Origin of the sequence: Plantibacter sp. M259, from assembly GCF_006065115.1 — a bacterium.
In the GTDB taxonomy this organism is placed as follows: Bacteria; Actinomycetota; Actinomycetes; order Actinomycetales; family Microbacteriaceae; genus Plantibacter; species Plantibacter auratus.
Map to the genome: position 1 here is coordinate 261,409 of NZ_CP040750.1, position 12,982 is coordinate 274,390.

Here is a 12,982-nt window from a genome sequence, read left to right on the forward strand (position 1 = left end):
GGGCCTACGGTGCCTGGACCGCTCCGAAGACGGCATCGATGATCGTCTCGGGCGAGACGTCGTCGGCCGCGGCTTCGAAGTTCAGGATGATGCGGTGCCGCAGCACCTGGTGGCGGTAGCCCTTGACGTCCTCGGGGATGACGTGGTCCCGCCCTGCGAGGATCGCGAGCGCCCGCGCGACCGTGCTGAACGCGATGCTGGCACGCGGGCTCGCCCCGTACTCGATGTAGCTCGCGAGCTTCGGCGGCAGGTAGTCGCCCGCATGGCGGGTGACGTAGACCGTCTGGACGATGTAGTTGAGGATCGATGCGTCGAGGTAGACCCGCTTGGCGAGGGACTGCATGAACAGGACGTCCTCGAGGCTCACGCCCGGGCGGTCCTGGTCGGTCTCGTAGAGCCCCGAGTTCACCCGACGGACGATCTCGGCCTCCTCGCCGATCGTCGGGTAGTCGAGCACCTCCTTGAGGAGGAATCTGTCGAGCTGCGCCTCGGGCAGGTGGTACGTGCCCTCCTGCTCGATGGGGTTCTGCGTGGCGAGCACGAAGAACGGCTTCGGCAGCGGATAGTGGGTGCCGCCGATGGAGGTCTGGCGTTCCTGCATCGCCTCGAGCATCGCGCTCTGGGTCTTCGCGCTCGACCGGTTGACCTCGTCGAGGAGCACGAAGTTCGCGTGCACGGGACCGAGCTGGGTCTGGAACGCGCCGGTGCGGGCGTCGTAGATCTGGGTGCCGATGATGTCGCTCGGCAGCAGGTCGGGGGTGCACTGGATGCGCTTGAACGAGGCGTTCACCGCTTGGGCGATCGATTCCGCCGCGGTCGTCTTCGCGAGTCCTGGGACACTCTCGAGCAGGACGTGCCCGCCCGAGACGAGTGCCGCGAGCAGGGTGGTGCGCAGGCCTTGCTGGCCGACCACCTTCGCATCGTAGGCACCGACGATCTCGGAGAGGATGCTGCGGGCCCGCTGCAGCTCGGCTGGCGCGATGGGGTGCTCGGCGTCACGGTCACTGGTCTCCCTGGCGAGGCTGGCGGTCCGGACGGATGACCGTCGAACGCGGATCCGCCTGGTGGAACCCGGCGGTCCGAACAGTCTACGTGTGAAGATCCGGAGCTCGGGCGCCTCGGCCACCGGATGGCCACCAGGGCGTCGGCCGCCGTTCGCCCACCGTCCCCCTCGCGTCCACCGTCGCTTCCTACCGTGGATCGATGACATCTGCAGCGCACGGGAGGCACCCGGAGACCGACGGCGCGACGGCGATCGTCCCGGTCAGGGGCGGTTCGAAGGGGATCCACCGCAAGAACCTCAGGACGGTCCGCGGGAGCACCCTCATCGCACGGTCGGTCGAAGGTCTGCTGCGGTCGGGTGGCGTCTCGCGCGTGGTCGTCACGACCGATCACCCGGACCTCGCCGCCGCCGCTGTCGCCGCCGGTGCGGAGGTCATCGACCGGCCGGCCGAACTCGCCGAGGACAGCACCTCCTCCGAGGCCGCGCTCCTCCACGCGCTCGGCGTCCTCGCGGAGCGCGGCGAGCTGACCCCCGTGACGGTGTTCGCGCAGGCGACGTCGCCCTTCCTCGACGTGGAAGCGCTCGACGACGCCGTCGCGCTGGTCTCCTCCGGGCGGGCGGACTCCGTCTTCGCCGCGGTACTCGACCACGGATTCCTCTGGACGGAGAAGACGAAGGGTGCCCGAGGGATCGGTCACGACCACCGCGAGCGTCCCCGACGGCAGGACCGCGCCCCGCAGTACCGCGAGACCGGCTCGTTCTACGTCTTCGACACGGACGGCTTCCTCGAGGCCCGGCACCGCTTCTTCGGCCGGATCGCGCCGGCCGTCACCAGGTCCTTCGCCGCGCTCGACATCGACGAACCGGAGGATCTGCTCGTCGCCGAGGCGATCGCCAGACTCGCCGAACGACAGCTGGGCATCCCGTCCGGCTCGGAGCGTTCGGAGCACCACCTCGACGTCGACGCCGTCGTCACCGACTTCGACGGGGTCCACACCGACGACCGCGCCAGCATCGACGCCGACGGGGTCGAACGGGTCAGCGTCCATCGCGGTGACGGCCTCGGGGTCCGTCAGCTGCGCGAGGCCGGGCTGCCGTTCCTGATCCTGTCGACCGAGCGGGTCCCGATCGTCGCCGCTCGCGCCGCCAAACTCGGCGTCGACGTCGTGTACGGCTCCGCCGACAAGGCGACCGCGCTCCGCGACTGGGCCACGGCGAAGGGCGTCCCGCTCGACCGCATCGCGTACCTCGGCAACGACGTCAACGACATCCCGGCCCTCGAGATCGTCGGCTGGCCGGTCGTCGTCGCCGATGCGCACCCGGAGGCCCGTGCCGTCTCCCGGCTCGTCCTGGAACGGCGAGGCGGCGACGGCGCCGTCCGCGAACTCTCCGACCTCGTCCTCGCCGCACGAGCGGCCCTCGACCCTCTCAAGCTGTCCACGCTGCAATCGAACGGAGCACGACCATGAGCATCCACCAGGACGCGAACGACACCACCGACCTCGACGGCCGGACGCAGCCGTCTCCCGTGCGCATCGACGGCATCCCCGTCGGCGGCGGCGCCCCCGCGTACGTCATCGGGGAGATCGGGCTCAACCACAACGGCGACGTGGAGCTCGCGAAGCGACTCATCGACGTGGCCGCCGACGCCGGCGCACAGGCGGTCAAGTTCCAGAAGCGCACGCCGGAGATCTCGACGCCGGCGCACATGCGCGACGTCCCGCGGCAGACGCCGTGGGGTGAGATGACCTACCTCGACTACCGCTACCGGGTTGAGTTCGACCGTGAGCAGTACATCGAGATCGGCGACCACGCCACCCTGCGCGGCCTCAGCTGGTTCGCCTCTCCCTGGGACGAACCGTCCGTCGACTTCCTCGAGGACCTGGGCGTCAGCGCACACAAGGTCGCGTCCGCCTCGGTGACCGACTCGGGCCTCCTGACCCGTCTCGCCGCGACCGGGAAGCCGATCATCCTCTCGACCGGCATGTCGACGCTCGAGCAGATCGACCGCGCCGTCGAGATCCTCCGGGACTCGCCGCTGGTCATCCTGCACGCGACATCCACCTACCCCTTGCCCGCCGAAGAGGCGAACCTGCGGATGATCGACAGCCTCTCCGCCCGCTACCCCGGGGTGCCCATCGGGTACTCCGGCCACGAGACCGGTCTGCAGATCTCCCTCGCCGCGGTCGCTCTCGGAGCCACGATGGTGGAACGCCACATCACGCTCGACCGTGCCATGTGGGGCTCGGACCACGCCGCGTCGCTCGAACCGCACGGCTTCTCGAACCTCGTCCGCGACATCCGGGTCATCGAGACCGCCATGGGTGACGGCGTCAAGCGCATCTTCCCCGGCGAACTCGCCCCGCTCGCGAAGCTGCGCAGGGTCGATGCCTGATCATGGGCCCCGCCGTCGGGTGATCGGGGTGGTGGACTCCGACTCCTTCGTGAAGTGGGGGGCCGCCACCCTGTCCCGCGCGACCGGCTGGGACGTCGACCTCGTCCTCATCGAGAGCGACGTGTCCGCCACGGACCGGCAGGTGGACATCGCCACGCTCCACACGGCGTTCGAGGGGCGGACCGTCCGTCGCCTGTCGCTCCGACGACTCGTCGACCTCATCCGGACCGAGCAGCCGGACGGCGTGTTCGTCTCCACACGTGGCCCGGTCGCCGAGGTCGTCATCTCGGAACTCCTCGCGCTCGGGCGCGCCACCCGCCCGGTGCTGCTCACCGGTCTGCCCGGCATCTCGATCCCGGCGAAGTGGAAGGGATCTTCCTCCGCGCGCAGGCGGACGTCTTCGTCCTGCACAGCCACCGCGAAGTCGCCGCCTACCGTGAACTCGCGCTGACGCACGGGGTCGAACCGGCGTTCGCGCTCGCGACCCTGCCGTTCTTGACGGACACGGCGACCGCGCCACCGGCCGAGCCCGCCCCGCGTACCCGGGTCGTCTTCGCCGCCCAGGCCACCGTCCCGGCCGACCGCGGCGACCGGCTCCGGATCCTCTCCTGGCTGCGGACCCTCGCGAACCGGCACCGCGACCTCGACGTCGTGATCAAGGTGCGCGGCCTCGCCGGCGACCCGCAGACCCATCACGAGCACTACCCCTTCGACACCCTCCTGACCGGTCCGACACCCGACAACCTCCGGGTCGCCACCGGGTCGATGGCGGTCCACCTCGGCCACGCGGCCGGGCTCGTCACCGTGAGTTCCACCGCCGCGATCGAGGCCATCGCGGCCGGGGTCCCGGTCATCCTGCTCGACGACTTCGGTGTGGACCCGGCACTCATCAACACCGTCTTCGAGGGCAGCGGGCTGTTGGCCTCCAAGGACGACCTGATGGCCGCCCGGTTCCGGCACCCGAACCCGGACTGGCTGCAGCAGAACTACTTCCACCCCGCGGAAGAGGACGACTGGATCCAGCGGTCGGAGGAGGCGTTCGCCGCGCGCGACCTCGGGATCCTGCCGATCCGCCCTCGCGCACGACAGAGTCGCGGCGGCATGCTCCGCACCGGTTGGGAGCGTCGTCGGGCGTTCGGGCGCGCCGACACGAGCGCGCTGGGCACGGTCGCCTTCGTCATCGGGCGGCCACTGCAGATCGCTCGTCGTCTGGTCCGTCGCGCTCGTGGCGTCCAACCGGCCGAACGCCAGCCGATCCCCTCCCGTCGGCTCGCGCCGATCGAGTCGGAGGCGCCGGTGCGCGCTCCGCACGGGGCTCGTCACCGCACGGCCCGCTGACGGGTGCGCCGCTCGACCGGAGACCGGTCGGGCGGCGCTCCGGGCTCAGTTGGAGCCGACCGTCACCACCGGAGCACCCGTGGAGGTGTCGTCGGCGGGCATCTCGGCGGCGAGACGGTTGGCCTCCTGGATGAGCGTCGCAACGATCTCCGACTCCGGCACCGTCTTGATGACCTCGCCCTTGACGAAGATCTGGCCCTTGCCGTTGCCGCTCGCGACGCCGAGGTCGGCCTCACGAGCCTCTCCGGGGCCGTTCACGACGCAGCCCATGACGGCGACGCGCAGGGGGACGCTCATCCCCTCGAGGCCGTCGGTCACGTCGTTCGCGAGCTTGTAGACGTCGACCTGGGCGCGCCCGCAGCTCGGGCAGGAGACGATCTCGAGCTTGCGCTCGCGGAGGTTCAGCGACTGCAGGATCTGCAGCCCGACCTTGATCTCCTCCGCCGGAGGCGCGGAGAGCGAGACACGGATGGTGTCGCCGATGCCCTCGGAGAGCAGGATGCCGAACGCGGTCGCGCTCTTGATGGTGCCCTGGAACGAGGGACCGGCCTCCGTCACGCCGAGGTGCAGCGGCCAGTCACCGCGCTCGGCGAGCAGCCGGTAGGCCTTCACCATGACGACCGGGTCGTTGTGCTTGACGGAGATCTTGAAGTCGTGGAAGTCGTGCTCCTCGAACAGGCTCGCCTCCCAGACAGCGCTCTCGACGAGCGCTTCGGGGGTCGCCTTGCCGTACTTCTGCAGCAGCCGCGGGTCGAGGGAACCCGCGTTGACACCGATGCGGAGGGAGACGCCAGCGGCCTTCGCGCGCCGGGCGATCTCGCCGACCTGGTCGTCGAACTTCCGGATGTTGCCGGGATTGACCCGGACGGCCGCGCACCCCGCGTCGATCGCGGCGTAGACGTAGGCGGGCTGGAAGTGGATGTCGGCGATCACCGGGATCTGACTCTTCTTCGCGATGATCGGCAGCACCTCGGCGTCGTCGCGGGTCGGGACGGCCACGCGGACGATGTCGCAGCCGGAGGCCGTGAGCTCGGCGATCTGCTGGAGGGTCGCGTTGATGTTGGTCGTCTGGGTCGTCGTCATCGACTGGACGCTCACCGGGGCGTCGCCGCCGACGAGCACCTTGCCGACCTTGATCTGTCGCGACTTGCGCCGCGGGCTGAGCGTCTCGGGAACCGACGGAAGACCCAGATTGATAGCTACCACGAGCCTCAGCTTACGCGCGCGACGCCCCGCAGGCTCCCCGTGAGCTGAATGCCTGCTGGGACGTCGCGATCCACGGTCAACGCGCTGGCGGCGCCTCGCGATTCGCACGCAGGACGCCGAGCCGTTCCCGGTACTCGACCTCGTCGATGTCGCCCTGGGCGAAGCGCTCGGCGAGCGTCTGCTCGGCGCTCCGGGACCCGTCCTGACGCCAGGCCCACGGCGGGCCCTGGTGGCCGTCCGGGGACGCACCGGACCAGGCTCGGCGACGCCACCGCCGACCGACGAGCGCGACGATGAGGACGATCACGGCGATCCAGAACGCGGGGATGAGGAGCAGCCAGAGGAGATGGAAGCCCGGCCCGGGACCGCCGGGATGCATGGCGGTCGCGGCGAGCACGATCAGGGAGGTGGACATGGAGGACTCCGTTCGTCGGGCGGACGACGACCGTCGTCCGCATCACGACCCCGAGCCTCCTCCGGATGGCGGCCGAGGGCATCCGACGACGGGACGGATCACCGCACTCCCCCGGGAGTACGACCACCCGGCGCTCAGACGCCGGGACTGACGAGCCCGGTCTCGTAGGCGATGACGACGAGCCGGACCCGGTCGCGCGCGGCGAGCTTCGACATGATGCGCGACACGTGGGTCTTCGCCGTGAGCGGGCTGAGGAACAGTGCCCCGCCGATCTCCTCGTTGGTGAGTCCGCGTCCGACGAGACCCAGCACCTCGCGTTCGCGCTCGGTGAGCCCGGCGATCACGGCGTCGTCGAGCGGCGCGGCGATCGCTCCGGCGACCTGGGTGAGCAGCCGCCTCGTGACCCCGGGCGACAGCAGGGCGTCACCCGACGCGACCACACGGACGGCCCGGATGAGCTCGGCCGGCTCGGTGTCCTTCACGAGGAAGCCGCTCGCACCTGCCCGGATCGCCTGCGCGACGTACTCGTCGAGTTCGAAGGTGGTGACGACGATGATGCGGGTGGCCTCGAGCGCCGGATCCGCGACGATGGCCTCGGTGGCGGCCAGGCCGTCCCCTCCGGGCATCCTGATGTCCATGAGGACCACGTCCGGGCGTTCCCGCCGGACGACGACGAGCGCCTCGTCCCCACCGGCCGCCTCACCGACGACCGCGATGTCGGGCTCCGCGTCGAGGAGGGCGCGGAACCCGCCGCGGATGAGTGCCTGGTCGTCGGCGACGACCACGCGGATCATGCGACGCCTCGGACCGGCACCCGGGCCGTGACACGGAAGCCGCCGAGCGGACTCCGCCCGGTCTCGAGGGTGCCGCCGAGGAGCTCGGCGCGTTCGGTCATGCCGAGGAGGCCGTTGCCGTGCTCCGCGGGTCCGGGTGGGGCACCGACTCCGTCGTCCTCCACGAGCAGGCGGTAGGTGCCGTCGACCTCGACGAGCTCGACGGAGACCCGTCCGGCCTGCGCGTGCCGGAGGACGTTCGTGACGCTCTCCTGTGCGATCCGGTACAGCGCCTGCTGCACGGCCGCGCCGGGCGTGGAGACGAGGCGCAGCTCGAGGACCGCGTCGACGCCCTGGTCTCGGAGGGACTGGACGAGGACCGGTAGTGCCTCGAGATCCGGCCCCGGTCGCCTCGGCGCGCCGGTCGTGGGATCCTGGGCCGCATCGGCACCACGGAGGACGTCGAGGAGGCCACGGACCTCGTCGAGCGACGCCTTGCTCGACCCCTTGATGTTCGTCAGAGCCTCCCTGGCACGTTCGGGCTGGGTGTCCATGAGGTGCAGGCCCATGCCGGCCTGGACGGTGATCTGCGCGAGCGAGTGGGCGACCACGTCGTGCAGCTCACGAGCGATGCGCACGCGCTCCTCCTGGGCGGCGGACGCCCGACGTTCGCCCAGGCGCCGGCGATCCGCGTCGAGCTGTTCGCGCCGGGTGCGCAGTCCCTCGGCGAGGAGGACGGCGACGATGACGAGGGCGGTCGTGGCCCCGATGCGGAATCCCGACACCTTCCAACCGACGGCGAGCGCGACAGTCAGGGCGAGTGCCCACCCGAGTCCCAGCGACGGATAGGTCCAGCCGCGTGCTCCACGGACGATGCCGGAACCCGCGGCGAACGCCAGCGCCACGGCGGGAGGACCCCAGGTGGGACCCGTCAGCATCGAGGCGCTCGACAGCACGGCGACCGCCGCGACCGTCCGTCCGGGCGACCGCCTGGCAGCGAGCAGGCAGAGCACGCCGGCGAGTGCCAGGAGGACGGCCGAGGAACGGGACCACCCCGAGGCACCGGCACCCGGGCCGAAGGAACCGTGGAGGGCGAGCACCGCTGTCGCGGGCACCTGGACGAGGAAGGACACCACCACCGGTGCCCAGAGACGCCAGACGGGGCGTCCGGGTCGGCGATCGCCCGGCGTCATCCAGGGTGCCGAACCCGTCTCGACCGATGCCATTCCTGCATGCTACTCGCGGGTCGGAGCCGCCGCGTCGCCCGCACGGAGCCTGCGCCGTACTCCCCGGGGAGTACGGCTGTACCGGGATGGGACGGTCCCGCGGGCTCCGGTCGCGTCGGCCTAGCCGAAGAGGTTGACCGGCTTGACGATGTCGGCGTACACGAGGAGCGCGCTCATGCCGCCGAGGACGATCACGACGCCGAAGGTGAGCGGGATGAGCTTCGCCGCGTCCACCGGTCCCGGGTCGCGACGTCGGAAGATCTTCGCGAAGCGTCGACGGATCGCCTCCCAGAGCGCGGCTGCGACGTGCCCGCCGTCGAGGGGCAGCAAGGGGATGAGGTTGAAGACGAAGAGCGCGACGTTGAGCGACCCGAGGATGCCGAACACGGTCGCCGCCTTCGACGCGACGGGGATCTCGTCGAGGCTGACCACCTCGCCCACGACCCGTCCGACGCCCACGACGCTCATCGGCCCGTTGGGGTCGCGCTCGCCGGATCCGAACGCGGCCTGCCCGACGTCGATGAGTCGCTGGGGCAGGTTCAGGATGATGTTGGCGGTCCGGGCGATCGTGTCGCCGACGGTCGGCAGGATCGTGGTGACGGGCTGCGCCACCATCTGCTGCTGCGGGGTGATGCCGACGAAGCCGACCTCATGGGTCTTCGCCGAGCCGTCGGCGTTCGTGACGATCTTGCCGGTCTCGGCGTCGACGACGTCCCGCTCGAGCAGCAACGGCGTCAGGGTGAGGTCGAGTCGCTGCTCACCGCGGGCGACCTCGAGGGCCAACGGCTTGCCCGGCGAATCCTGCACGGCCGCGGAGATCTCGGCGAAGGTGGAGATCGGGGTGCCGTCGATCGAGAGGATCGTGTCGCCCGGCTTCAAGCCAGCGGCTGCGGCCGGACCCTGCGGGTCCCCCGCTGCACAGCTCTGGCGGTCGCTCGTCGACGGCAGCACGCACTCGTACACGGAGGTCAGCGTGCTGCTCTGCTGAGGGACGCCGAACCCCGACACGGCGATACCGATGAAGAGGACGGCGAGGACGAGGTTCATGAACGGGCCGCCGAGCATGACGACGATCCGCTTCCAGACGGGCAGCCGGTAGAAGGTGCGCTCCTCGTCGCCGGCGCCGATCGTGTCGGCACTCGCCTCCCGCGCGTCCTGGACCAGCGTGTCGAAGAAGCCGGTGCTGGCGTTCCGGGCGGCACCGCCGGGCTGCTTGGGCGGGAACATGCCGATCATCGAGATGTAGCCGCCGAGCGGGATCATCTTGACGCCGTACTCGGTCTCGCCCTTGCGGCGCGACCAGATGGTGCGACCGAAGCCGATCATGTACTGGGTGACCCGCACGCCGAACAGCTTCGCGGGCACGAGGTGACCGACCTCGTGCAGCCCGATGGACACGATGAGGCCCACGAGCACGATCACGATGCCGAGGAGGTAGAGGAGGACGGATTCCACGGCGTAACCCTACTCGCGCGGTCGGGTCACCGGCTGCACGCCGGCTGTACGGCCGCTCGGAAGCTTCCGACGTCGAACGGGCTCGTCAGCCGATGCGCTGCTGCGCGCGAGCCCTCGCCCAGCGCTCCGCCTCCGCGAGCGCCTCCCGGGTGAGCTCGCCCTCGGGCGCCTCGTGGTCGTCGACGACCGCGCGGACGGTGTCGAGGATGCCGAGGTAGCCGAGCCGACCCGCGTGGAAGGCCGCAACGGCCTCCTCGTTCGCCGCGTTGAACACCGCCGGATAGGTGCGACCCTGCCCGCCCACGAGCTTGGCCAGCCGCACCGCCGGGAAGGCCTCGTGGTCGAGGGGCTCGAACGTCCACTGCTGGGGCGAGGTCCAATCGAGCGGGACGCCGACACCTCCGACCCGGTTGGGCCAGTCGAGCCCGAGGGAGATGGGGAGCCGCATGTCGGGCGGCGAGGCCTGGGCGATGGTGGAACCGTCGATGAACTCGACCATCGAGTGGACGATCGACTGCGGGTGGACCGTCACCTCGATGCGGTCGTACGGGACGTCGAACAGCAGGTGCGCCTCGATCACCTCGAGACCCTTGTTGACGAGGGTCGCCGAGTTCGTCGTGACGACGAGACCCATGTCCCAGGTGGGGTGGGCGAGCGCCTCGGCCGGCGTGACGCCGGCGAGCGACGCGCGGTCCCGTCCGCGGAACGGCCCTCCCGAGGCGGTCAGGACGAGCCGTCGCACCTCGGTGGCGGTACCGGATCGGAGGGCCTGGGCGATCGCGGAATGCTCGGAGTCCACGGGCACGATCTGGCCGGGTGCCGCGATCCGTCGCACGAGGTCGCCACCGACGATGAGCGACTCCTTGTTCGCGAGCGCGAGCGTCCGGCCCGTCTCGAGGGCCGCGAGGGTCGGGCCGAGCCCGATGGAGCCCGTGATGCCGTTCAGCACCACGTCGGCGTCGACGCTGCGGATGAGCCGCTCGGCGTCGGCCGCGCCCAGGGCCGTGTCGTCGACATGGAAGGCGGCGGCCTGCTCGGCGAGGAGCTCGGCGTTCGAGCCGGCCGTCAGGCCGACGACCTCGAAGCGGTCGCGGTCACCCCGGATGACGTCGAGTGCCTGCGTGCCGATCGAGCCGGTTGATCCGAGGATGATGACGCGTCTCACGGCGGTCAGTCTACGTCGGCGGCGGTGCGGGCCGCTCAGCCCGCGGCGGGAGCCGTGGTGCTGCTCGCGTCGAGGATGTCGATGACGAACACGATGGTGTCGTCGGCCTCGATGCCCGCCTGGCTGTTGCCGCCGCTCGGCCCGTACCCGAGGTCGGGTGGGATGACGGCGATGACCTGGGATCCGATGTGCTGGCCGGCGATGGCGCTCGAGAAGCCCTTCACCACGGCGGACAGCTGGAAGTTCGTCGGTCCGTTGCCCCAGCTCTCGTCGAAGACCTCGCCGGTCCGCCAGTTCACGCCCTGATAGTTGATGATGACCTCGGCGTCGGGCTGCACCACCGCTCCGTCGCCCTGCTTGAGGACCGCGACCTGGAGATCGGCCGGAGCGGGCTCCTCGGGAATGGTGACCGTGGGTCGTCCGGCGGTGTCGAGCTCGACCGCGGGCATCCCGGCGACGGGCTCCTGCGGGACGCCGTCCGCCTTGGCATCGCTGTGCACCGTGCTGAGGACGTCGGCCACGACGACCAGCGGCTGGTCGGCCTGGACCGTGCCGTCGCTCGACCCTGCGGAACCGAACCCGTCGCCCGCCGTGACGAACGCCGCGACGCGGGATCCGACGTTCGTGCACTCGACGGCGCGGACGAGGCCCTTCAGGTACTTCTGGTCGTTGACGACGATCGCCGTCGCCGGGCTCGCGCCGTAGGCGGTCTGCGCGACGATCGAACCGGTGACGGCGTTGTAGATCGACATCTCGACGAACGTCGTGTCGCCGGGGTCGACCCGCTCTCCGTCGCCCTTGGCCACGATCGTGCGTTCGGTCGTGTCTGCGGCGAGGGTGCCCTTGGCGAAGGTGACCTCGGGGATCGAGCCGAAGTCGCCACTCACGCTGATCGCCTTGGACGCCTTGCCTGCGCTCGTGTCGGCACACTCCCCCGGGCTGGGAAGCGCTTGCGACTGCGACGTCGCCGAACTGCACGCGGTCAGCGACACGAGGGACGCGATGACGGCCAGAAGGCAGAGGCTCTTGCGCACAGGGGAACTTTCGGTCGTTGCTGAGGGGTCGGTCCAGTTTCACCCACCAGGCTCCATGCTGGCTGACAGCGCGCCCAACATCCGCGGTGGGGGGGTCACACGTGAGTATGCCGGGTCGCGCATGCGTCGGCGGGTACAGTCGTGCGCATGGCCGATGAGGAGCAGACGCAGCGACGCGCCCAGGAACCCTCCGACCAGACCACGGTCGAACCGTCGACGGACGACACGGTGGCCACGCCCTCGAAACCCGGTGTCGTCTACTACTTCGGACGAGCCGTCCTGAACACGACGGCGAAGCTGCTCTACCGCCCCAAGATCATCGGCCGGAAGAACGTCCCGAAGCGTGGGCCGGTCATCCTGGCGAGCAACCACCTCTCCTTCATCGACAGCATCGCGATCCCCATCAGCGCCCCACGCAGGGTGCAGTTCCTGGCGAAGTCCGACTACTTCACGGGACGCGGCCTGAAGGGCTGGGTCTCGCGCACGTTCTTCACCTCGATCGGCGCGGTCGGGGTCGAACGTGGCGTCGGGCAGGCGGCGCAGGAAGCCCTCGACCAGGGACGCCGGATCCTCGAGAGCGGCGAGGCCTTCGCCATCTACCCCGAGGGCACCCGGTCGCTCGACGGACGGTTGTACCGCGGCAGGACCGGTGTCGCCTGGCTGGCACTCACCACGGGCGCGACGGTCGTCCCGGTCGGCCTCATCGGCACCGACGACCTCATGCCGGTGGGCACGACGATCCCGAAGTTCAAACCGGTCACGGTGATCTTCGGCGAACCCATCGACGTGAGCCACCATGGACCGGCGACCTCAGGACGCGCCAGACGCAAGGCGACGGACGAGATCATGGCGGCGATCCACGCCCTCACTGGCCAGGAGCTCGCGAACGCCTACAACGAGTCGCCGCCCGCCGACACCGTCGAGCGCATCAAGCGCGCCTTCCGCCCGGAACGGCTCTGAGCCGCGGCGACG

11 protein-coding genes and 1 pseudogene are annotated in these 12,982 nt (G+C 70.5%); 4 read left to right on the plus strand and 8 right to left on the minus strand.

Features of this window, described 5'->3' with window-relative positions:
* Window positions 1–4: 4 nt before the first annotated feature.
* Entirely contained in the window at window positions 5–967 is a 963-nt protein-coding gene (locus FGL15_RS01220; RefSeq protein ID WP_370282204.1) for an AAA family ATPase, read from the minus strand.
* Window positions 968–1,203: 236 nt separating this feature from the next.
* Between FGL15_RS01220 and FGL15_RS01225 the strand changes: the two genes are divergently transcribed.
* From FGL15_RS01225 to FGL15_RS01240, 3 genes and pseudogenes are all read left to right on the plus strand, one after another.
* Window positions 1,204–2,472 (plus strand): acylneuraminate cytidylyltransferase, encoded by a 1,269-nt coding sequence (locus tag FGL15_RS01225; protein ID WP_138944654.1) that lies wholly within the window; start codon window positions 1,204–1,206, stop codon window positions 2,470–2,472.
* Window positions 2,469–3,398, plus strand: coding sequence for an N-acetylneuraminate synthase family protein (locus FGL15_RS01230; protein ID WP_138944655.1), 930 nt, complete (start codon window positions 2,469–2,471; stop codon window positions 3,396–3,398). Before FGL15_RS01225 ends, FGL15_RS01230 begins: the two co-directional genes overlap by 4 nt.
* Window positions 3,391–4,736 (plus strand): annotated as a pseudogene (locus FGL15_RS01240) (DUF6716 putative glycosyltransferase). The gene FGL15_RS01230 and the pseudogene FGL15_RS01240 overlap by 8 nt, the downstream one beginning before the upstream one ends.
* A 45-nt stretch (window positions 4,737–4,781) precedes the next feature.
* On the opposite strand, the gene ispG reads toward FGL15_RS01240, so the two are convergent.
* The 7 genes from ispG to FGL15_RS01275 form a co-directional block, all read right to left on the minus strand.
* The gene (gene ispG, locus FGL15_RS01245; RefSeq protein WP_064295337.1) at window positions 4,782–5,942 is read right to left on the minus strand and encodes a flavodoxin-dependent (E)-4-hydroxy-3-methylbut-2-enyl-diphosphate synthase; all 1,161 of its coding nucleotides are present in this window, start codon (window positions 5,940–5,942) and stop codon (window positions 4,782–4,784) included.
* A gap of 76 nt (window positions 5,943–6,018) precedes the next feature.
* Window positions 6,019–6,357, minus strand: coding sequence for an SHOCT domain-containing protein (locus tag FGL15_RS01250; RefSeq protein ID WP_138944658.1), 339 nt, complete (start codon window positions 6,355–6,357; stop codon window positions 6,019–6,021).
* Window positions 6,358–6,491: 134 nt separating this feature from the next.
* Entirely contained in the window at window positions 6,492–7,151 is a 660-nt protein-coding gene (locus FGL15_RS01255; RefSeq protein WP_085513188.1) for a response regulator transcription factor, read from the minus strand.
* Window positions 7,148–8,356, minus strand: a complete 1,209-nt coding sequence (locus FGL15_RS01260; RefSeq protein ID WP_138944659.1) for a sensor histidine kinase — start codon at window positions 8,354–8,356, stop codon at window positions 7,148–7,150. Before FGL15_RS01260 ends, FGL15_RS01255 begins: the two co-directional genes overlap by 4 nt.
* Before the next feature lie 120 nt (window positions 8,357–8,476).
* Window positions 8,477–9,811, minus strand: coding sequence for an RIP metalloprotease (locus FGL15_RS01265; protein WP_085513192.1), 1,335 nt, complete (start codon window positions 9,809–9,811; stop codon window positions 8,477–8,479).
* Between the two features lie 85 nt (window positions 9,812–9,896).
* Complete coding sequence (locus FGL15_RS01270) at window positions 9,897–10,976, minus strand: 1-deoxy-D-xylulose-5-phosphate reductoisomerase (RefSeq protein ID WP_138944660.1); 1,080 nt, start codon at window positions 10,974–10,976, stop codon at window positions 9,897–9,899.
* Window positions 10,977–11,011: 35 nt separating this feature from the next.
* Window positions 11,012–12,010, minus strand: a complete 999-nt coding sequence (locus tag FGL15_RS01275; protein ID WP_079707174.1) for an FKBP-type peptidyl-prolyl cis-trans isomerase — start codon at window positions 12,008–12,010, stop codon at window positions 11,012–11,014.
* A 147-nt stretch (window positions 12,011–12,157) separates the two neighbouring features.
* Between FGL15_RS01275 and FGL15_RS01280 the strand changes: the two genes are divergently transcribed.
* Window positions 12,158–12,970: a 1-acyl-sn-glycerol-3-phosphate acyltransferase gene (locus tag FGL15_RS01280; protein ID WP_138944661.1), complete on the plus strand. Its 813-nt coding sequence runs from the start codon at window positions 12,158–12,160 to the stop codon at window positions 12,968–12,970.
* Window positions 12,971–12,982: the final 12 nt, after the last annotated feature.